This window comes from Motilimonas sp. E26 (assembly GCF_021278025.1).
Lineage (GTDB): Bacteria > Pseudomonadota > Gammaproteobacteria > Enterobacterales > CBDFNC01 > Motilimonas.
In genome coordinates this window covers 38,113-57,883 of the sequence record NZ_JAIBHJ010000020.1, presented here as the reverse complement: position 1 = coordinate 57,883, position 19,771 = coordinate 38,113, and the positions used below count along the sequence as shown (strand labels likewise).

20 protein-coding genes are annotated in these 19,771 nt (G+C 43.2%); 9 read left to right on the top strand and 11 right to left on the bottom strand.

From position 1 onward, the window contains the following. Window position 1: 1 nt before the first annotated feature. The gene (locus K1M91_RS15615) at window positions 2–2,242 is read right to left on the bottom strand and encodes an AAA family ATPase (RefSeq protein WP_232803140.1); all 2,241 of its coding nucleotides are present in this window, start codon (window positions 2,240–2,242) and stop codon (window positions 2–4) included. A gap of 66 nt (window positions 2,243–2,308) precedes the next feature. After that, window positions 2,309–4,003 (bottom strand): hypothetical protein, encoded by a 1,695-nt coding sequence (locus tag K1M91_RS15610; RefSeq protein ID WP_232803138.1) that lies wholly within the window; start codon window positions 4,001–4,003, stop codon window positions 2,309–2,311. 212 nt (window positions 4,004–4,215) lie between these two features. Here K1M91_RS15610 and K1M91_RS15605 point away from each other — a divergent pair, with 212 nt between their 5' ends. Both K1M91_RS15605 and K1M91_RS15600 read left to right on the top strand, forming a co-directional pair. Further along, window positions 4,216–4,686, top strand: a complete 471-nt coding sequence (locus K1M91_RS15605) for an HAD family hydrolase (RefSeq protein WP_232803130.1) — start codon at window positions 4,216–4,218, stop codon at window positions 4,684–4,686. Next, on the top strand, window positions 4,686–5,189 hold the full coding sequence (locus K1M91_RS15600; protein WP_232803128.1) for a hypothetical protein: 504 nt from the start codon (window positions 4,686–4,688) through the stop codon (window positions 5,187–5,189). The genes K1M91_RS15605 and K1M91_RS15600 overlap by 1 nt, the downstream gene beginning before the upstream one ends. Before the next feature lie 76 nt (window positions 5,190–5,265). Here K1M91_RS15600 and K1M91_RS15595 read toward each other — a convergent pair whose 3' ends face one another. After that, window positions 5,266–7,023: an FG-GAP repeat protein gene (locus tag K1M91_RS15595; RefSeq protein ID WP_232803126.1), complete on the bottom strand. Its 1,758-nt coding sequence runs from the start codon at window positions 7,021–7,023 to the stop codon at window positions 5,266–5,268. Window positions 7,024–7,291: 268 nt separating this feature from the next. On the opposite strand from K1M91_RS15595, the gene K1M91_RS15590 reads away from it, so the two are divergent. Both K1M91_RS15590 and K1M91_RS15585 read left to right on the top strand, forming a co-directional pair. Then, window positions 7,292–7,678 (top strand): VOC family protein, encoded by a 387-nt coding sequence (locus K1M91_RS15590; protein WP_232803123.1) that lies wholly within the window; start codon window positions 7,292–7,294, stop codon window positions 7,676–7,678. A gap of 86 nt (window positions 7,679–7,764) precedes the next feature. Further along, on the top strand, window positions 7,765–8,313 hold the full coding sequence (locus tag K1M91_RS15585; protein ID WP_232803121.1) for a hypothetical protein: 549 nt from the start codon (window positions 7,765–7,767) through the stop codon (window positions 8,311–8,313). Between the two features lie 89 nt (window positions 8,314–8,402). Here K1M91_RS15585 and K1M91_RS15580 read toward each other — a convergent pair whose 3' ends face one another. After that, window positions 8,403–8,825 (bottom strand): VOC family protein, encoded by a 423-nt coding sequence (locus tag K1M91_RS15580; RefSeq protein WP_232803119.1) that lies wholly within the window; start codon window positions 8,823–8,825, stop codon window positions 8,403–8,405. A 153-nt stretch (window positions 8,826–8,978) separates the two neighbouring features. Here K1M91_RS15580 and K1M91_RS15575 point away from each other — a divergent pair, with 153 nt between their 5' ends. The 4 genes from K1M91_RS15575 to K1M91_RS15560 all read left to right on the top strand — a co-directional run bounded on the left by K1M91_RS15575 (window position 8,979) and on the right by K1M91_RS15560 (window position 11,511). Then, window positions 8,979–9,608, top strand: coding sequence for a metalloregulator ArsR/SmtB family transcription factor (locus tag K1M91_RS15575; protein WP_232803118.1), 630 nt, complete (start codon window positions 8,979–8,981; stop codon window positions 9,606–9,608). Then, entirely contained in the window at window positions 9,605–10,213 is a 609-nt protein-coding gene (locus K1M91_RS15570) for a Crp/Fnr family transcriptional regulator (protein WP_232803117.1), read from the top strand. Before K1M91_RS15575 ends, K1M91_RS15570 begins: the two co-directional genes overlap by 4 nt. 209 nt (window positions 10,214–10,422) lie before the next feature. Further along, window positions 10,423–11,055, top strand: coding sequence for an NAD(P)H-dependent oxidoreductase (locus tag K1M91_RS15565; protein WP_232803115.1), 633 nt, complete (start codon window positions 10,423–10,425; stop codon window positions 11,053–11,055). A 9-nt stretch (window positions 11,056–11,064) separates the two neighbouring features. Continuing rightward, a complete protein-coding gene (locus K1M91_RS15560) occupies window positions 11,065–11,511 on the top strand; it encodes a DMT family transporter (protein WP_232803109.1) in 447 nt (148 codons plus the stop codon). 123 nt (window positions 11,512–11,634) lie between these two features. On the opposite strand, the gene K1M91_RS15555 is transcribed toward K1M91_RS15560, so the two are convergent. From K1M91_RS15555 to K1M91_RS15545, 3 genes are all read right to left on the bottom strand, one after another. Beyond that, window positions 11,635–13,245 (bottom strand): methyl-accepting chemotaxis protein, encoded by a 1,611-nt coding sequence (locus K1M91_RS15555; protein ID WP_232803107.1) that lies wholly within the window; start codon window positions 13,243–13,245, stop codon window positions 11,635–11,637. Between the two features lie 367 nt (window positions 13,246–13,612). Beyond that, window positions 13,613–14,506, bottom strand: coding sequence for an NmrA family NAD(P)-binding protein (locus K1M91_RS15550; protein ID WP_232803105.1), 894 nt, complete (start codon window positions 14,504–14,506; stop codon window positions 13,613–13,615). A gap of 63 nt (window positions 14,507–14,569) precedes the next feature. After that, window positions 14,570–15,142 carry an NAD(P)H-dependent oxidoreductase gene (locus K1M91_RS15545; protein WP_232803104.1) on the bottom strand — a complete coding sequence of 191 codons (573 nt, stop codon included), beginning with the start codon at window positions 15,140–15,142 and terminating at the stop codon, window positions 14,570–14,572. A gap of 112 nt (window positions 15,143–15,254) precedes the next feature. Here K1M91_RS15545 and K1M91_RS15540 point away from each other — a divergent pair, with 112 nt between their 5' ends. Next, entirely contained in the window at window positions 15,255–15,818 is a 564-nt protein-coding gene (locus K1M91_RS15540; RefSeq protein ID WP_232803103.1) for a TetR/AcrR family transcriptional regulator, read from the top strand. A gap of 107 nt (window positions 15,819–15,925) precedes the next feature. On the opposite strand, the gene K1M91_RS15535 is transcribed toward K1M91_RS15540, so the two are convergent. The 4 genes from K1M91_RS15535 to K1M91_RS15520 form a co-directional block, all read right to left on the bottom strand. Next, on the bottom strand, window positions 15,926–16,939 hold the full coding sequence (locus K1M91_RS15535) for a TAXI family TRAP transporter solute-binding subunit (protein WP_232803101.1): 1,014 nt from the start codon (window positions 16,937–16,939) through the stop codon (window positions 15,926–15,928). A 10-nt stretch (window positions 16,940–16,949) separates the two neighbouring features. Further along, window positions 16,950–17,123, bottom strand: a complete 174-nt coding sequence (locus tag K1M91_RS15530) for a hypothetical protein (protein ID WP_232803099.1) — start codon at window positions 17,121–17,123, stop codon at window positions 16,950–16,952. Between the two features lie 12 nt (window positions 17,124–17,135). After that, window positions 17,136–17,921 carry a hypothetical protein gene (locus K1M91_RS15525; protein ID WP_232803096.1) on the bottom strand — a complete coding sequence of 262 codons (786 nt, stop codon included), beginning with the start codon at window positions 17,919–17,921 and terminating at the stop codon, window positions 17,136–17,138. A 197-nt stretch (window positions 17,922–18,118) separates the two neighbouring features. Beyond that, a complete protein-coding gene (locus tag K1M91_RS15520; protein WP_232803095.1) occupies window positions 18,119–19,759 on the bottom strand; it encodes a hypothetical protein in 1,641 nt (546 codons plus the stop codon). Between the last annotated feature and the right edge of the window lie 12 nt (window positions 19,760–19,771).

Genomic DNA, 19,771 nt, shown 5'->3' with positions numbered 1-19,771 from the left:
GTTAAGCCGGATTAAGAACCGCTTGTTTGGTCGGCGCCGAAATATTGAGTTGCTTGGTTGTAATGTCGTATTTGATCAGCATTTCACCTTCAGCATCAGGCGTTTGCAGTAAGGTATTGGCAACTGCAGGTTTGATTCGAGTTGTGATATAACCTGGTAAGCCACGAGCACCAATAGCAGGCACGTAAATATCCTGACAAATGTCAGCTAAGGTTTGGTCGCTGATATTAATATTGATATTTTTGCCACTGGCTTTAATTTGGCGATTAAGCTTATCGATTTCACGACGGGCAATTTTTTCAACTACAGCTAAATCTAAGCGGTTAAAACAAACAATGTTTTCACGGCCATTAAAGCGATTAAGGAATTCGGGGCGATACACCTGATCGAGCTCTTTCATGGTTTCGCTCACGGCCTCATCAAAGCTTAAGTTCTCATCGAGGAAGTTTGGCTGGCCAATATTGGTGGTCATTAAAATAATGGCTTCACCAAAGGATACAGTTAACCCTCGGTTATCAGTTAATCTTCCATCATCAAGCACTTGCAGTAACACATTAAAAACATCTGGATGTGCTTTTTCCATTTCATCGAACAATACAATCACTCTAGGGTTGCTGCGCATTGAATTGGTTAAAATACCGCCAGCTTCGTAACCTTCATAACCCGGTGGTGCGCCAATGAGCTTGGCCACGCCATGTTTTTCCATATATTCCGACATGTCGAAACGTAACAACGCGCGTTCATCATCAAATAACGCGGCGGCAAGGGCCTTAGCTAGCTCTGTTTTACCTGTGCCTGAGGGGCCTAAGAACATAAAAGAAGCCTGTGGCTTTTCTGGATCTTTTAACCCCACACGAGCGACGCGCACCGCATCGGCAAGCTGGTCTACAGCATGATCTTGTCCATAAACCCGTGAGTTAAGCACGGAGTGAATTTTCAGCAGTTTGCTGCGCTCATCTTGATTGAGCTTGTCAGTTGCGATACCAGAAATAGCGCTAAATTCTGCTAATACGCTATCAACATCGAGACACAAGTTAGCATTAACTTGACGAGTTAGTTGCTCAAATGCTTGTTTATTTTCTTTGACGTAAGCTTCCATTTGCGCAATTTCAGCGCGGATTTTGCTGATAGCTTCAGATTCAAAACCTGCCGCTAATGAAGCAGAAAATGAACGAAATTGATCAAGCGTTTCTGGTTCAGGTTTGGTGTCACCTTGGGCTTGTTCAACTTCCTGTTGTTTGAGCAGGGCATTTTCAAGTTCAATTAAGCCTTCTTCACCATCTCTTTGGTTTTTATAGCATTTTCGTAATTGCTGTTGAATGGATTGCCATTGCTCTTGTTGCTGGCTGATTAACTGTAGTAGCTCTGATTTTTTACTCAATAGTTGTTCAGTAGGGACATGCAAAAATTCACTGCTTTCATCGCCAGCGATAGCCGCTTCAATTAAGCTTAATTGTTGATTCAGTTGAGTTAATTCAGCTGGTGCCGCGTGGGCTCGTTGGCGATAAGTAGTGAGCGCACGATCAAGTAGATTTAAACTTCGCTCAGGTTGGGCACGGCTTAAGCTCATTTCACGAACGCGGTATTTGTTGGTTAAATCAATCGCAGTTGCTATCGCGTCTTCGCTGATGGTGATTTTATGGTGTTGCTCTAAGCGCTTACTGGTTACTGTGATAATTTCAGTCAGTGATTCATGAGCGGGCTCTTTGATATCGAGCATCGTGTAATATTCACGCATGTCGGAATGGCATTTTAATACCACTTCTAAGTCATCATCACGGGTTTCAAAAATTACTTGAAACTTATTCATACGAATTTCACGAACCAAGGCATTAATAAAGTTAGTGCAACCGTTGTTGCGTGCCGCTTCAATAAAGTCACGTGCGTCTTCTATGATCAAGATGGATTCTTTGGAGCGGCTCAGGGTACGTAATAGCTTCTGAAAATGCTCATTCATAGCACTTGGATCACCAGATGCAAACAAGCCATCTGTGTCTAGCCAATAAATGCGTTTATTAATAATATCAAATGAAGCTTCGCTATCGTTTTTACTGGCTTGCAGACCTAAGCAAAGGGCTGAGCAACCCACTCCACCGGTGCCAACAAGGAGTACACTGTTGGCTTGTTTGCGCATTAGTACACCTGCCAGTTGCTTGAGCTCTTTATCACGACCAACAAGCTGAAAGTCGGGCTGTTGAGCTAGTTTGTCGCGCCCGCGAATTAAATGGTTATTCTGTGGCATAGGTTACCTCTTGGATATAGGGAAGAAAGTAGCCCTGATTAGAGCTACTGATTAGGCGATTGAGGCTTAAAAACCGAACGGGCTAGTTTCAGCTTGTTTCTGGGGTTGCTCGGCTTGTTGCTCGTCGTCATATTTTCCCGAAGTAACGTCAGCGGCTACTGAAATTGACTCTTGTACGCTGGCCTGAACGTCTTTTGCGGTGTTTTCTAAGCGGCTTAATAAGTCTTTAGTTTCTAATAGGCCGTCACGAGTAATACTGGTCGCTGTTTCAATCACTTGACCGTATTGTTCTAGATCTTCCAAGGCCTTGCTTAACTCACTATTTTGCTCTTGCGTGCCAAGCGCGACGCGGATCACTTCTTTTTGGCCTAATGCTGTGGTGGTTTGCTGCATGCGTTCAAGCGACATACGGGCCATTTCTGATGACTCACCGAGCGCTGCCGACGAGACAGCTTGTAACACTGTGCTTAACTGGTCGGCGACGCCGGCAACGCCGGAACTATGCAGTTGACGAGTTTTAGAAATTTGTTGATCGTTGGCATCTTGCATTGACTTAATGCGATGACCTGAGCTGGTTAATTCTGCCAGCACTGTAGTGGTGTCAACTGCGGAGCTACCTAACGCTTTAATATGATTTTCTAGGTCTCGTTTATGACGCTCTCGGGTCATACGTTCAATATCACCTTCTTCTGCATCGGCTGGCTGTAAGCTGTCACGTAAAGCCTCATTTTGACTGTCCGCTTCTTTGGTGGCGTCGTTAATGATGGCGTACATTTCACGCATACTAAAGTTAGCTTCATTAAGGTTATCAATTTGACCATTCATCATGTCAAAGTGCTCAGATACGGTGCCGACACGTACTTCTGTAGTTTGAATAAAGTCTTGTGCTGCGGTTACTAACGCCTTTTGGCGGTCTTTATGTTCGGTAGACGAGATATCTAATAGTTCACGCAGCTTGGCTTTTTGTTCTGCGTATTCAACTAGCTTAGATTCTTTTTGTGGTTGCTCTGGAGTGGTTGCCATGGCTTGGGTTAGTGTGGCTAACTCGTTATTGTGGTTTTCCACTTCAACTTGCAATAATGCGATTTTCTCACGTGATGCCTGCGTGATGTTACCAAAGCCAAACCAAGATTTATCTTCGCTCAATAGTGCGATTTGATTTTTTTTCTCTTGCAGGGTTTTGGTTAAACTTGCTAACTCTTGCTCTTGCGCCTCGCGCAGCACTGCCAATTCGGCTTCGGCTTCTTTATCTTCAGCAATCTCTCTAAATACATCAAAGGTGACGCCATTCATACGTAGGGTGTAAACCGCATCAACGATGTCAGTTAATGGGGTGATTTTGCTTTCAAATGAGATCAGGGCGTTATTGATCTCGTCGTATACGGTTTTAAGTTCAGAAAACGCACCTGTGTCGGTTAGGGCAATAATTTCCTGCGCCATACGTTTGCGTTCGTGTTGTAAAAACTCTTTGAACTGGTTGAATTCTTCGAGCTTTTCTTTGGCATCGTCTTTGTTGTTAGCAAATGTAAGTGCTTGTGATACCGCATTTTTCTTATCGGTAGGTGTCAGGCTTGGATCTAAGATGATGCCATAAAAGGTATTTGATTGAATATTAGCAAACTTGGAGCTGGACACTTGCTGTTGTTCTTTGTTGACTGTTTTTGCGCTAGTCGAACGGCGTTTAGACGTGTTAACCGCCTGTTCCATAACTTCATTAATGGTGCTAGATGACTTTTTTTTACTGCGTGCATTAGACGACATTTAGTATCCTAATCAGCAAAGCTGAGGTGTAATATGGAAAATAATCCGTTAAATTAATTAGTTAAATATTTTTTCACCAACTAATGAACGGACCATGAGTTTAGAGGTCAAGTAAATATCAAAATTTGAGTCTATATTAATTGACAATAAAAATTTTAACAATGATATATATTTCACCTTTATCCGGTTCGGATATACGGCAGGAAGTAGTGATGAAACAAGTTTATTTATTTGATTGGGGCGACACCTTAATGGTGGATGATCTGAGTCAACCAGGGCACATGAAAGATTGGCCTGAAGTTGCAGAAGTTCCAGGGGCTGCGTCGTTGCTCGCTGCGATTTCGCAAACGGCCGCAGTTTATGTTGCTACGGGGGCTGAAAATACTAGTCCCGAATTGGTGCAAGCTGCATTTAAGCGCACCAGTTTAAGTTCTTATATCACCGGCTACTTTTGCCCCGATAATGTGGGGTTTGCTAAATCATCAACACAGTATTACCGCACTATTGCCACTATGCTAGGCGTGGCGGCCAACGAAATAACCATGGTCGGTGATAATCTAACCCGTGATGTGTTACCTGCTCTTGAGGTTGGGATGAAGGGTGTATGGTTTAACCCCAAACAGCTGGAAAATACGTTAGCTGTTAAGGAAATTTATTCATTAGATGAATTAATAGGTGAGTGATGGAATTAACAAGTTTAGTGGGCAGCTGGGTGTTAATCGGCAGTGTGGCGATCAATAGTGAGGTGGCTTTTATTGGTGAGGATACCGACCCAAATGGGGTTGGCAATTGGTTAAATGGTCGTGCGGGTGAGCTGGTAGGGCAAATAAAAACGGTTAATGGTTTAACTTTAACTATTGCTGATAATGGCGCTTTTACGGAAGTGAAAACCGGCAAACCTAGTATTACTTGGTATGATCAAGAAGGCGTGCTGGAATCAGAGGTTGAGCCCTTTAATGGTACGGTTGTGCTAAAAGGAGAGGGAGCTTTTCTAGTGGCTGAAGCAATACCTAACTGGGCGCAGCCAACTGCAAATGACTATGGTGTGGCTTTGCGCTATGACGATGGCGACACCATTATTGCAGAATGGCTTGAATGCATTGATAACCGTTTAGTACGTACGGTGAACGTGGTAACCGACGAGCTGTATTTAGATCGCATCGTGATGGTTTATCAAAAAGCTTAATAATATTTAGCTTACCTAAGCTTGGATCTAGCTCGTAGCTATTTATCCAAGCTTAGGCTATTTCATTTATTTACAATTAATAAACGTATACTGCACCCGCTGTGTCAGCAATAGCACTGGCTGTGTCTTCATTATACTTCTCGGTACCGTCTGCGCCTACAGCGAGAGTGCTGCCATCACCACTTAGTGCTAAGCTTTTACCAAAGAAAGCAGAAGCCTGCGTTTCTTTTGATTTTAATAATGTGCCGGCATCCCAGCCATTACCTTGCCGCTTAAACAAATAGGCTGCACCTGAATTTTCTGCACTGGTGTCGCTTGGGTTTTCAATCTGCCCTGAATGGTCTGATTTGTTGCCAACAACGAGAAACTGACCATCATCACTCAAGCTAATACTGCTACCGAACTTATTCAGTGTGCTGAGATCCGCTATTTTTAGCGTTTGGCTATGCTGCCAATTGTTTGTTCCAGCGTATTCGTAGACATATGCACCACTTTCGGCCCACTGATAATTGCCATCAGCACCGATGACTAAGGTTGAGCCTTGACTATTAAGATCGAGGTCTAAACCAAATGACTGATTTGGCCCAGGTGCAGCGGAAGCAAATGCACTTTTAAGCTGCCAAGAATCATTGCTATCGGCATGATAGATAAACACCCGTCCAGTATATCTATGCTCAGGGATAGAGTCATAAGGCGCACCCACAGCTAAAACTTGACCATTATTACTTAACGCAATACTCGCACCAAAATTGGCATAACGTCTTAGTGTGCTAGGTTTTAGATATTGTGCTACTTGCCACCCATTGTCTGCTTGGCGGCGGAATATGTATACCGCGCCCGAGTCTTCTAGGCTGTTATCAGCTGGTTCAGTAGCATTGGCGGCATCGTCGCCAATTGCGCCAATGGCTAGGGTGTTGCCATCACCACTTAGCTCAACTCGGTAACCAAAGCTATCATTAAACTCAATGTTAGAGCTTGCCTTAAGGTATTGGGTTTGTTGCCAGCTGTTGTTATTTCGCTCAAAAATATAGACGGCACCTGCAACATCCGCGAGATTCTCTTCTGGCTTATCCGCGCTAGTTGAAGCTTCGCCAATGGCGCCTATCGCCAAGGTGTTGCCATCATCACTAAGACTAAGGCTGGCACCGAACCAGTCCCAGTTTCCGGCATTACTGGCTTTTAGGTACGCTTGTTGTTGCCAAGTGCCATTGGGCTGTCGAGTGTAAACGTAAACCGCTCCGCTATTATTGAGAGATTCATTTTCACCATCTTCCATTGGTGAGCCAACAGCTAATGTATTGCCATCTTTACTTAGGCTGACGTACTGGCCAAAAGTATCTTTTAGCTCGGCATTGGATGCTTGCACTTTCACACTTGACTGAATCAGCTGAGCGAGGTCGATGTTGAGTTCATTTGAATCGCTGTGGCCTGTAGCATTGCTAGCACGGATGAAGTAGGTGGGAGTCGTTATCGCTTTGGTTTGATGAGCTGCTAGATTCACTTGATTTTTTGGTGTGGTTATCACAACTTGGCAGGTATCTACCGAGTCTTGTTTTAAGCAAACATCGTACTGCTCGGCATATTCTGATGTTTGCCAACTAAGCAGAAATTGACCTGTTTGATCGGGTACGGCACTGATATCAGTAAAATTAAATGCTGATGGAGCGGGCAGTGGTGCTGCAGTTGGTGTGACTGGAGCGGGTGTGACTGGAGCGGGTGTGACAGGCTCTCGTTCTGAGCCGCCACCCCCACCGCCACAGGCTGATAGAATACCAACGACTGAGGGCACTAATGTTACCTTCAAGAGCTGAGTTAGGCTGGTCGATTTCAACATATAAAGTGCCTTTATATTTAATTTGTTGTAAATAACTATCAAGTGGAAAGTGATATTCCATTGTGTTGCTTATGTTTAATTTGTTGTTTTTATTAATCTATTTTTGTTTATTGACCTAGCCTTGGTTTTACGCGAAGTAATTAAGTTGTAATATCTAAATCAAATGTAAACTGTTATCATCAACCTTATAATAGTTTGTGACGATTCGTCAATAGATGACTAGTGCACTAAATGATATGGTGTGAATTTTCCTGATTGGGGGTAAGGCATGTTGGCTGGTATTCATCACGTGGCGATTATTTGTGCCGACTATGAAGTTTCCAAACATTTTTATCACAAAGTGTTGCAGTTACCTATTTTGGCTGAGCACTATCGCGCAGAGCGTGACTCGTTTAAATTGGATTTACAGCTACCTGATGGTGGCCAGCTAGAGCTATTTTCTTTTCCCAACCCACCCGTTCGACCAAGCCGACCAGAAGCGCAGGGGCTTAGGCACTTGGCGTTTAAGGTAAATGATGTTGTTGCAGTGGCGGAATATTTGCAGGCGCAGCAGGTGGTCGTTGAGCCGATCCGGATCGATGAATACACAGGTAGGCAGTTCACCTTCTTTCAAGATCCCGATGGCTTACCCTTAGAGCTTTATCAATATGACTAACTTGTTGCAGCTGATGGTAGCCCGAGAGAAGGGTTAATGAGACAGATGCAGCTTTGTCGGTAGACTCATTTCACAGAGTAGATAACATGAAAACATTTATTGTTCCGAAATCATTACATGAGGTTTTTGGCGAGCGGCAAACTTGGCTGGAAGTGATTGGCGTTGTGTTGTTTGCATTGTTGGGGTCGAGCTTAATTTATGGGCTGCTTTATACTCCTATAGCGGAGCTGAGTCTTTGGCGAAGTGTGATTGCTTGGTTATTGATAGCCGATATTTTGGCGGGTTGCATTGCTAATTTTTCTCGGGGTACCAGTCAGTTTTATGGTGCTCGCGCATCTGGTCGCTGGCTGTTTATCGCCATTCATTTTCACCTCATTGCGGTAGCTTGGTTATTAGGTGAGCCGATACTGGCGATGGGTTACATTTGGGCCTACACGATTGCAGCAGCAATTATCGTTAACTTATTACAACAGTATCGCTATCAGTTATTTATTGCCGCTAACTTAATTGCTTACGGCTTGATTCTGATTGTCGCGCTAGCACTGCCGAGTTGGCTGATGTTGGTTAGTATTTTATTTATGCTCAAAGTGGTGTTTAGTTTTGGTGTCGATCATTACGCTTATGAGCGAGTCTGATCAGACTTTGCTCATTACTGGGTTAATCATCCAGTAATGAGCAAAATAGATTTTATTCGTTAACAACAGGCTTGGTAAAGCTGAGGCTATTATTCTACCGTTGAATTACGCTGCGCCACTAAGTCACTAAAATACTGTACAAACTCGACTTCATGGCCATCAGGATCGATAAAGTACACATTTTGTCGATAGGGATGCACGACACCTGGGTTGGCAATTTCAAACCCAGCAGCAGTTAGCCTTGCTATTACCCCTTTAATATCATTGGTTTCAAACGCAAAATGAGCCAATCCCACTTGATGGCCAGCTAAATCACGTCCATCCTGATCACCATTGTCGGCAAAGGCGATGTATAAATCATCACAACCAAAGTGTGCCCAATTTCTGGGCTTGCCACTCCACTCTGACTGACCACTGTCGCGAATTTTCCACTCTGGAAAGGCTGCTTGATAGAAGGTTAAGGCGCGCGGGATATCGCGTATTACTAAGTTTAAATGCTCTAATCTTACCATTGTTGCTTCCTCTCATTTGTTATTAAGTAAAGTAAATTGTTTATTTAATATTTAAGTTAACGGCAAATAAAAATTAAGTAAACAAAAAACTTTACTTAATTTTATTGCCACGAAATAATACTTAGCATAGACAAGCCGTTGCAGTGGAGTCGCATGAGTAAGTTAGCAAAAGCCGGTCGTACCATACTTGAATTGCTGAAGGAGTGTGGTGATATGACAGTGAAACAGTTGGCTGAGAAGCTGGAAATGACCACTATGGGTGTACGTCAGCACTTGCAACAACTTGAGCAAGAAGGCGAATTAGTCAGTTATGATGAAAAAGCCCCGCGTGGTAGGCCAACCCGTTTTTGGCAACTGACACCTGCCGCGCAGCGCCACTTTGAAGACCGCCACGAAGAGCTGACAGTACAGCTGCTTATTTCGGTAAAACAAGTATTTGGTGAGGAAGGCTTAGATAAACTTATTGCGCAGCGAGAAGCGGATTCAATTGCTTTATATCAAGCGCGTATCTTACCCTTAAATACGATTAAAGCCCGTTTAGACAAATTAGCTGAGTTAAGATCGCAAGAAGGTTATATGGCCAGTGTGGAGCAAAATGAGCAGGGATATTTGTTGCTAGAAAACCATTGTCCAATCTGTGCGGCGGCGACTGCTTGTATGGGATTTTGTCGCTCTGAACTCAGTATTTTCCAGTCTCTTTTTCAAGATTTAGCAGCCGTGACTCGCACCGAACATATTATCGAAGGGGCCAGGCGCTGCGTTTATCAGGTAATACCATTATGATCAGTTTAAATGATAAAACATTGGCGCTAGCGGCATTAAAGCAAGCCCTTAATCAATATCACAAACTTGAAGAGACAACTTGGCAAGCCATGCAAAATATTGTGCGGCTAAGCCGTTTAAACAAAGGGCAAGTGTTATACGAGGCGGGTGTAACACCAAGTACTTTTGCTTTTGTTTACCAAGGATTAGTGCGTGCTTATGCTCTTGATGAGAAAGGTGTGGAATACAATAAAAAATTTTTCATCGAGGGCGAGTTCCCTGGTTCGATGAGCGCGTTGTTAACCAAGGCTCCTTCGCAGGTCACTATTGCTGCACTTGAGCCGAGCCTGATCATTGAAATTGACTTTGCTGCTTATCGCAAGTTATTGGCGCGGCATCATGACTTGGCTTTACTTCAGATCGCCTATTTAGAAAAAAACTGGCTACTAGAAAAAGATGCCCGTGAGATTGAATTGGTGTTGACCGATGCTAGCCAGCGTTATCAACGCTTTCTGACCGAACATAGTCAGTTGGCGGCGCGTTTAACCCAATATCAAATAGCGTCACATTTGGGGGTCACGCCTACGCAATTAAGTCGGATCCGTAAACAAATAGCGGCAGATTAGCTTGCCCAGAGTAAAGTGTAAATCTGCGTAATCCTTTAATTCAAAAGTCATTCAGCTTGAACATTTCGTCAACAAGAATGTCTTGTTAGGGAAAATGTATCCAGATTTCGGGTTTAGTTAAATATTTTGTTTTCGTCAACCTATGTAAATGAGCGCGCTCTTGCTTCTCGCTAAGATGATCTTATCAACCTTACAGAAGGAATAAATAGATGACTTTACTTACCGCTTTAAATTGGCGTTACGCTGTTAGACGTTTTTCTGATCAAGTTGTCACAGAAGATCAACTGGAACAATTACTGCACGCGATAGTATTAAGCCCGTCTTCCTACGGCTTACAGCCCTATCGTGTATTAGTGGTAAAAAATCAAGCATTACAACAACAGCTGGTTGCCCATGCTTATGGTCAAGATAAGGTTGCTGACTGCTCGCACTTATTGGTGCTAGCTGCCGACACAGATATTGGCGAGACGACGGTTGCGCGCTATTTTGAGAATTATGTTAAAGCCAATGGGCAACAAGCCGATCCGAATGCATTGACTAACTATCGCGATCACCTATCGAGTGCCCTTGCGGCAAAATCGCCACAGCAGAAACAACAGTGGGCTGCAGAGCAAGTTTTTATTGCATTGGGCAATTTAGTCACCAGCGCCGCCTTGTTAAATATTGATGCCTGTCCGATGACGGGGTTCGATGTAGCAGGCTTTAATCAGGTACTGGGTTTAGGCGAACTCGGATTAACAGCCACAGCCATTTGTCCGATCGGCTATCGTCATGCTGATGATAAAAATGCTCAGCAAGCTAAAGTGCGTCCTTCATTGGCAGAGTTTGTGATTAGAAAATAGGGGGCTAAGATGGCTTATCTTCCGGTATTAGCTTTTATTGCGGGGGCGGCTATTGCCACCCAAGGTGGCATGAATGCACAACTTGGTATGCTGTTAAAGAATTCTTTGATGGCAACTGCGGTTGCCTTTCTGCTGAGTAGTGTATTGGTTAGCTGTGTATTGTTATGGTCAAACAAGGTTTGGCCTACAAGCGAGGTGTTACGTAATATTCCATTACCACTTTGGTTTGGTGGCACGCTTAGTGCGCTAGGTGTGGCGTTATTTTATTACCTGATCCCAAAAATGGGCGTTGGTAATATGATGGCTTACGCACTGGCAGGGCAGATTATTATTGCCATGGTGATCAGTCATTTTGGCTGGTTTGGTTTGCCAGTTTCGACGATAGATGGCTATAAAATCATGGGCGTGGTGGCGTTACTAGTTGGCGTTTGTTTAATTAATGGGGTGGGAAAATAGGCCGAGAGAATATTTTGCTGCAATGTAGCTTATGTATGGCGCATTCTGTGGGTGCCAGCTTCGCTCCCATAGAATGCATAGGCCTTCACTGATTAGCAATGAACAAATCATGCTAAATATATTTTAAGTATCTGTTTTTGAAAGAGAGAACTGTGCTAACAGCCGTTCTAGCTGCTCTGATAATTGTTCTAACTCTAAACTAATATCACGGCTTTCGCTGGCCGATTGTGACGTGTCATTGGCGTGTTCGGTGATCATGAGTATTTGGCTTTGAACGTGTTCGCTTACTTGAGAGGTGGTTAACGTTTGCTGCTTGATTTGCTCGGCATGATTTAGAATATCTTGCATTGCTTGCATGGCACCACTCATGGCTTGGGAAAGGGCTTCAATGTCTGTTGCACGTTGATGTGCGGAATCACTTACATCATCGACAGCTTGTAATGAAGCTATGCTGCCTTGTTGAAATTCATTAATAATATTTTCAATGTTACCAGTGGCTTCACTGGTGCGGCTTGCCAATACTCGCACTTCATCGGCAACCACGGCAAAACCACGGCCTTGCTCGCCAGCGCGAGCGGATTCAATGGCAGCATTCAATGCCAGTAAATTGGTTTGTTCAGCAATACCTTTGATGGTTGCTAAAATAGATGACACTTGTTCTGTTTGTTGATTAAGTTGACTGATACGTTGCTTTACATCATCAATGTGTGTAACCAAGCCATTGATTTCACCACTGACACTATGAGCTTGTTGGGCACTGGTTGCTATTGTATTGGTGGTTTCGGTGACGAGCTGTGAGGCTTGTTGCGTGGCATCACTTGCATGCTGCTGTTGTTGCTGCATTTCTGCAATATTACTTTGTACATGCTGAGTTTCTTGCATTTGATTACTTGCCGCATTATCTGTGGTGCTAGAGACTTGAGTGAGGCGGCGTGCGGAGTCAACCAGTTGATTAGACGTAGTTTTAACTTGTTGTAAGCTTTGTTCTACGGTTGTTAATAGCGAGTTTATGCCAACGCCAAGCTGACCAATTTCATCATTTTGTGACAGTGTGAGTCGTTTAGATAATTCTTTATTTTCGCTTACCTGAGACATGAAGTTTGACGTCTGGCGAATCGGTTTGATAATGATTTTGCGGATAAGCATTATGGTAACCATAAAACCAATAATGGCGATAACGCTCATAATGATAACGGCAATGAGTGCGCTTTGGCTCATTAATTTGTTGATGTGGGAAAGGTTGTATTCTAAACGTATGACCCCTAGTACTTCACCTTCTTTGGCCTGATGGCAACCGAGACAGTTGGTTCCTCGATAATCGCTACTGGCTTTCATTGGTAGAGCTATCACTAATCCATTGCCCCAGCTGGTGTTTATGGGCTCAACTATGGTTTCTCCCGCAAGTGCGCGCTGGTCTATGCTATCTTGGGCCTGCTGCTCTGTTGTACCAGCACCGTAAAGCTTGTTAACTGCCTCGCCACGGATTACTCGTACTTGCTCAATGCCATTTTGGGTGAGCGCTTTTTGTCGCAGTTGCTCTTTTTGTGCCATGGTGCCGGTCAACATCATCATATTTAGGCTGTCAAAGTAATTACTGGCTTTATCCTGTAATTGCTCGCTTAATACGGTATGCAGTAAAGCACTCTCTTGGCGGTATTGATAAAAGGTGGACGACGCCAATACCAAGGCAAATACACTGATTAACGTTAGCAATAACTTAGTAGCAATGGACATATGATTTATTCACCTACAGGAGATACGCATTTGATATGTTGTTGCTCTTTAAAAATAGTTTATTTTTAGCGTTTTGCTGGAGAGGATAAAAAACTGGGAATATCGATGTGAAAGCTCTGCACTGGCCAACAAGTTAAAACATCACAGAACCGCCCCTATCTTGTTACGAGCGGTGAGATAGGGATGGCTTATACCCGATCAACCTAGAGATGCTTGAAACATGCATCTTCAAGTTGATTGGGTATATATTGTTATCAACTTACTCTTTGTTGATTATTTGAATTGGCGTAGAGCGACTAGGCAGCATACGATTTGCCGCGCTCCAAGTTAGTTCGATCAAAAATTAGCTGCGAAAGATAAGCAGGTCTTAGTTAAAATAGTGTTTGTTTTGGGCAAGCCACTCGGGTAATTCCATAGGTGAGCGGCCTATTAGGTCTGTTATGTGGTTTTTTGATAGTTCAGGAAACCGCTGCCAAATTTTACTTTCGTGTTGAATATATTCACTGATAAAGGCTTGATCATTTTCGATTAGGCCCTGATCGGAATTCTCATATTGAATTGGTTTATCCACTAATGTGCTAATTTGTTTGGCTATATCATTGAAACTAAAACGCTTCTCACTCGTGAGGTTGTACTGTTTATTAATGTGCATACAGGCATCATCAGTCAGGACTTTCACCAATGCATCTGTCATGTCCGCTTCGGTAAGGTAAGCTCGCGCAACATCTAACCCAGGTAGGCGAAGCTTTTGTTGTTGTTTAATGTCATCGGCAAAAAACCAAGGGATATTAGATGTAAACCATGCAACCATATTTAAGTAAGTGAGTGGCATATCGGTGCGTTCGAGCAATGCTTTGCCAACCAAATGAAGAGCAGTGCCAGCTGGTACTTTCATGTAGTCAGGGTCCATATCGGCAATTGTTGCGCCCTCAGGTATGGCAATAAGACGCACAAGTTGTTTGATGCTTGGGTTTGCTTTATAAGCAGCGACAATGTTTTGAACTGCTAGTGGTTCATCTAGTACAAAATCTGGCGGGATCATCACAACACGGTCGACTCCCTGAAAGGCTGTAATTAAACTGTTGCTATCATGCCAGTCTGCTAGGATAACCTGTGCTTGTGGGTATCGAGCTTGCAATTCAGGAACAGCCTCTGTTCGACTGGTGGTGAGCTTTAGATGCACATTGTCAAAACGATCCAGTGAGGCAGTAAGTTCACTGGCAATCCTGCCGGAGGCACCGATAATTAAGATAGTTTCCATGAATATCTCTTAGGTTTTTGATTGTTGTGAAGATGTAAGTGAGTGCATGTCGAATGGCTCAGCTTAAAGCTTTGCAGCTTGACGAGCGATGATGTTTTGCCATGCATTTCGTGCTTCTGGCTTAGAGCTAATCACTGGTCCAAAGTATTGAGTGGCAACAGTCTTAATACCAACAAAGTCTAAAATGGTACGTTTCAGGTGCTTATAGATTACATTCCCTTGCACCAGCTTGTACCAAAAGACCGGGGTATCTAAGGTAAAAATAAGCTCTGAGGTTTTACCTTTAAGTAACTTTTTCGGGATAGACTTTCCTTCCTCATATGAAAATGCAAAGCCAGACAAAAAAGTGCGATCGATGGCTCCTTTGAACTTCGCAGGCATGCTTCCCCACCAAACTGGTGAGATAATCACTATGTGATCTGCCCAGCTAATATGTAGCTGTAGTTGCTCAAGATCGGGCTCTAGTGGTTGTACTTTATCGTAGCCTTCAGTTAAATCTGCTTGGAAATCCAGCTCACCAATATTGACGCTGACTACTTCATGCTTACCTATGATACTGGCCTTATAGGCTTCACCCATCGCCTTATTCAAGCTTTCTCTCTTTGGGTTTGCGTTAAGGATAAGAACCTTTTTCATGATTACCTCTGAATTACAATCTGGGTCGGTTGACCTAGTTATGTTAGGTCGATAGACCTAGCCGTGTCAAGCGTGATATATTAGCGGCTTATTTGGAACTGACAGAATAGCTATGAATCAGTCTGTAACCACAAAAACACAAATCATTCAAAGCGCCTTAGAATTGCTGGTGAGCTCAGGCTTAGAGGGGCTAACGATGAGGAAAGTGGCCAGTCAAACAGGTCGCAGCCTAAGTAATGTGCAGCACCATTTTAAGAACAAGCAGGTATTAGTATGTGCGATTGTTGAACACTATTTTGAGTTGTGTTCCAATTTGATCGATGAATTTAAAACCGTCACTACAAAATCCAAACAGTATGATAATTATGAATTTTTCTTGTTTTGTTTGAATCACTTTGATGATCATACCGATGCTTGTCGATTTTTTCGTGAGATTTGGGCATATGCGTTACGTGACCCTGAGCTTGAGGCGCTTTTAGTGAGATACCAACGTCAAACAATTGAACAGCTATGTTGTTTTTGGTCGGCCTACCCAAAAGAAAACGCGTTGAAAGCCGCCGCCTTGGTGTTGCCATACTTTGATGGCTACTCGCTCCATAGTCATTCTATCGATCTTAACAATCATGAAGTTGCGCTATTGATGAGTGATCTAGTTGAAAGGTTGTTGAAAGCGTAAGCTGTTTAGCGCCTGCTTGTACTTTGAGTTTCTTCAACTCAATTACATCAGATAAAAAACGGTGGCCTAGGCCACCGTTTTATTATTTTTGATAGCAGAGAAACATCTTATTCTGATAGCTCATCTTCTGACTGCTGGTATGCTGGCTGTTGCGGTTTTGTCGTGGCAGCTGTCTCTTCTAATAATGGAAAGTAGCTCCAATCAACTTGACCTTCATCCTCGATGAAATCATAAACCGACGCCCAAAGTGGGTTAGTGTCCGGATCATCCGCAAGGTCGGCAATGTTGTCACTGATACAGGTTGCCAATTCGCTCATGTGCGTATTTCGGCTGGCTTTTCGAAATGATTTACCCAGTAACAAAGCGCGAACACCAACAGTTGGTACACCCGTTACTTTGCCATTTATTTGGTAATTAACGACTTGTTTTGAATAGAAGCCTGCTTGTTCTGATATCTCATGATAGTTGAGTGATACGAGGTGATAGCGGCCAGATTGGAGTAATTCTTCAACAGGTTTGTAAGGATGACCACCGACTAAAATGAGCGGTAAATTGACTTGAGCGCGTTTGTCTTCAGGTATGTCGATTACTTTGAGGTTTAACTTAAAAAAGTAACTTAGTGCTTCGGACGACACTATCGATCCACCCCAAGAGCCTACTTTCTGATCTTTAAGCATACTTAGGCTTATCTTTGGTGCTTTTTTATCTTCAAACAGTGAATCTATCCAGCCTTTTTTAGCACTTTCTGGTTGGTAATCTTTAGGAATTAATAAATGAATGGCTTCTTCATGTAATCCAGAAATGACTTTTAAACGGTTTTTATTCACTTTTCTTGGTGAGCGCTTGGCATGATAGTTGAGCACGTCCTCTTGCACTATACCGACAGAATAAATTTTGTTACCCATACCCATCAGGTTGTCTACCGAGCCACCGGAGTTGAGTACGGATAGGGACGCATCAGATAAATTGTCATTACAATAGTTAGCGATATCGTTAGCCATCGAGAAATAGTTGCCTTTTGGGCCCCCACTACCTAGTTTGATTTCATCAGTCTGCGCATGGACAGATAAGCTTGCTAATAGTGTGATTGCGATAAACGCAGTACTCTTTAATTTTCTCATTAATATTTTCCTAAAATGGGCTTTCTGTTTCGTATTGGCTGTTGTAGATGTCTGGTGTGTCGGTGTCGCTACTCGATGAGCCCGCGATACCCGCAATTACACCAATAACAACGACAATTGCAAAAATAACTCCCACTATAATTTGCATGATCAATGTCGATTTACGGACTTCTGGGGACTTCAACGCGTTACTCCTTTATTGTTGGTCGATCTCATAGTCAGAGACTGAATTTTCAATACTGACCATCGCTTGATGAAATTCACCTTCGATGGCGGCAAATGCTTCTAAGCCAAGCATTTCTTCCAATTTGTTGCCGGACGTCGCAGCCGCAAAATTCATGGCTTCACCAACAATATCGGTAAATTCGGCCATGTCTTTGTACGAGGCTACTTTTTTCTCGAATGCTTTGTTTAATGTTGCCGCGCGGTCAACGTTAGCGCATATGATTCGATAGGCATTTTCTACTTTCTCAAGCATGTCAGCTTTAACGTTGTAATTATTGTCAGTGGCGGGGGTGGATTGAGCTAATTTACTTTGCAACTTTTTTACATAGCCACCCATTTTGTCTCGTGACTGCCTTGCTTGATTTAAGCGCTGTGCCGAGCTTAATACTAAGTTGTCGAGTTGTAGCGTATTGTTTTCTCTTGCCTCTGCAATCATCTTTTGTAGTACAAAATTTTGTGTTTTTTGTTTAACTAATGGATCAAGAGATTTCAAAAAACGAAGGCCATAAAATAGCGCTAGTGTGGCACCAACGGCAATGAATAGCGCAACAACACCTTGAATTATTTGTAATAAAAATAAGCCAAGGAACAAAAATCCGGCAACCATGAGGCCTACAAAAGCTAGATTTCTTGCTTTAGTGGTAATCGGAGATGTTTGTTTTTCTCGTATTTCAGTGATCGCTTGGTTGCTTTTTTCAAGCACACTAGCGAAGCTGGTGGAAATGTTTAGGTCTGAGGTTTGCATCGGATTAGACATATCCTTGATATAAATAAGTCATGTTATTTATTTTTGACTTTTTATGCAATGTGTAACTGGCTAATACGTTGCAAAACGGAGCTTTCCTCTCGTTTCAAAGCAATCAATCAAAAAATGCCTTTTCTGTTAGAAACAGTAAGGAGCTGCTCGTCGCAGTGGTGGACGAGCTTGCATACGGTTCCCTTATTGCTGGCCAATTATTTGCTATAGGTTTCTATGCTGGATTGGGTTTGATCAAAAAAGGTGACTTGTACCGTGACGGTTTGAATGGCCTTGTCGGCGCGAATATAGCCAGCAAAGCTTTCTGGTATATTGAATGGCTGTTTCGTATTACAAGGTGGCAGCACCAACTCTTTATCTAGCTTGTCGCTGTCGAGCGAGTATTGAACACGCTGAATAGCGCAACGGCTGGTCGCGAGCTGTGAGAAGTAGACTAAGGTTTCATCGTTGAAGTCTCGTAGCATTAACCAAGCGTTTTTGGTCATATTGAGCATTTCTCGTTGCGCCATTGCTACGTGTTGCTCGGCATTAAATGCGTAGTTAAAAGGGCCAACTTCATTGCCTTTGAGATCGATGTATTTGGCTTGGATAATTTGTGGTGATGAGGTATTTGTGGGCAGCATAATAAAAGTGTTCGGTAAGGTATGGCCGGTTTGAGGATCTTTCCAATTACTTTGTCCGGTACTTTTATAATCAGTCATTTCGACAGTCTTGTAGAAAATTTCTTTTGGCGTGTCGGTATATTGCAGGTTTATTTGCAACCCTGAGTTGCTAACCGAAGGGGTAAAGCTTAATGACTGTTTTAAGCCTTGCTCTGAAATCACCGCAAGGGCTTGGCTGCGTGTATTCACGTCTTCCAGTTGACTGTTAAGCAGTTCATGATCGAGATAGTGTTTAACCCATTGCCCTTGTTGGTGCAAGGTAATCACTTGCTCTAAGGCGCGTTTTTCTTCTAGCTTGTCTGCGCTGGTTTGTTGGCCTAAGAGTCGTTCTGAAGCCAAGCGAGATAGCTCATACCATGCCGGTGTATAATCAGAGTGTTGTACCACGAAGGAAGTTAAACGTTCGCGACGCTGTGCCATTGGTAATAACATTAATCGGGCAAATTGTACGCTAATGCTATTTTGCCCAGCAAACTGTTCGGCGTAAATTTCTCGTGCACCTGAGCTTCCTTCCTGAATCTTTAGGAAAGATTGGTAGCGTAAATGGGTATCTATATAGTCTTCTTGAAAGCGGAAATAATTGAGATAGGCTTGGCGTGCGCCACGATAGTCGCCGCTGAGTTCAAATAAACGCGCGTTGTGGTAATAATCTTGTGCTGTTTTTGGCTCGGCAAGAATGCCGCCACTGCTTTGGCCTTTTATTATTTTGTCTAAGTTGTCGTTAAGTTTTTCCACTGCTTTGGCGGTATTTTCGGTGTGCTTAGCAATGTCTTTGCTACTGCTGGCAATATCTTGAGTGTTTTTATCTATTTGCGCTAACGATTTTTCCATGATGCCTAGGCTTCCTTGTAGCTTGGCAAATAAGTCAATGTGAGTGGCTAATATCCCTTGCGGCTGTTCAGGACTTTGCAGGTAGTAGATCCCGCCGTTGATGCTAGCTGAGATAATGAAAAACAAGATAGGCGCAGCCAGTAGTTCACGCCATTTTATGACCAGTAGAGCACCCGTAAAGAGAATGAGTAACGCGCCAAGGGAAATAAAATACAGATATTGCGCAAACGGTGAAATCGGCTCCATAACATCGGCAACAGTGCCGAGCGTGCCTGAAGCGGCGCTGAAAGCGGGTAAGGTTTTTTTACCTTTTTCACTCATGTATTTTGTGAGTTGTTCGCGCATTGTTGTTTGTTA

Bases quoted from the DNA above. Each gene is read 5' to 3' on its own strand.
- K1M91_RS15600 (WP_232803128.1), top strand. From the start codon at position 4,686: ATGGAATTAACAAGTTTAGTGGGCAGCTGGGTGTTAATCGGCAGTGTG.
- K1M91_RS15605 (WP_232803130.1), top strand. From the start codon at position 4,216: ATGAAACAAGTTTATTTATTTGATTGGGGCGACACCTTAATGGTGGAT.
- K1M91_RS15570 (WP_232803117.1), top strand. From the start codon at position 9,605: ATGATCAGTTTAAATGATAAAACATTGGCGCTAGCGGCATTAAAGCAA.
- K1M91_RS15580 (WP_232803119.1), bottom strand. From the start codon at position 8,825: ATGGTAAGATTAGAGCATTTAAACTTAGTAATACGCGATATCCCGCGC.
- K1M91_RS15545 (WP_232803104.1), bottom strand. From the start codon at position 15,142: ATGAAAAAGGTTCTTATCCTTAACGCAAACCCAAAGAGAGAAAGCTTG.
- K1M91_RS15615 (WP_232803140.1), bottom strand. From the start codon at position 2,242: ATGCCACAGAATAACCATTTAATTCGCGGGCGCGACAAACTAGCTCAA.
- K1M91_RS15565 (WP_232803115.1), top strand. From the start codon at position 10,423: ATGACTTTACTTACCGCTTTAAATTGGCGTTACGCTGTTAGACGTTTT.
- K1M91_RS15550 (WP_232803105.1), bottom strand. From the start codon at position 14,506: ATGGAAACTATCTTAATTATCGGTGCCTCCGGCAGGATTGCCAGTGAA.
- K1M91_RS15555 (WP_232803107.1), bottom strand. From the start codon at position 13,245: ATGTCCATTGCTACTAAGTTATTGCTAACGTTAATCAGTGTATTTGCC.
- K1M91_RS15540 (WP_232803103.1), top strand. From the start codon at position 15,255: ATGAATCAGTCTGTAACCACAAAAACACAAATCATTCAAAGCGCCTTA.
- K1M91_RS15610 (WP_232803138.1), bottom strand. From the start codon at position 4,003: ATGTCGTCTAATGCACGCAGTAAAAAAAAGTCATCTAGCACCATTAAT.
- K1M91_RS15590 (WP_232803123.1), top strand. From the start codon at position 7,292: ATGTTGGCTGGTATTCATCACGTGGCGATTATTTGTGCCGACTATGAA.
- K1M91_RS15585 (WP_232803121.1), top strand. From the start codon at position 7,765: ATGAAAACATTTATTGTTCCGAAATCATTACATGAGGTTTTTGGCGAG.
- K1M91_RS15595 (WP_232803126.1), bottom strand. From the start codon at position 7,023: ATGTTGAAATCGACCAGCCTAACTCAGCTCTTGAAGGTAACATTAGTG.
- K1M91_RS15535 (WP_232803101.1), bottom strand. From the start codon at position 16,939: ATGAGAAAATTAAAGAGTACTGCGTTTATCGCAATCACACTATTAGCA.
- K1M91_RS15520 (WP_232803095.1), bottom strand. From the start codon at position 19,759: ATGCGCGAACAACTCACAAAATACATGAGTGAAAAAGGTAAAAAAACC.
- K1M91_RS15525 (WP_232803096.1), bottom strand. From the start codon at position 17,921: ATGTCTAATCCGATGCAAACCTCAGACCTAAACATTTCCACCAGCTTC.
- K1M91_RS15575 (WP_232803118.1), top strand. From the start codon at position 8,979: ATGAGTAAGTTAGCAAAAGCCGGTCGTACCATACTTGAATTGCTGAAG.
- K1M91_RS15560 (WP_232803109.1), top strand. From the start codon at position 11,065: ATGGCTTATCTTCCGGTATTAGCTTTTATTGCGGGGGCGGCTATTGCC.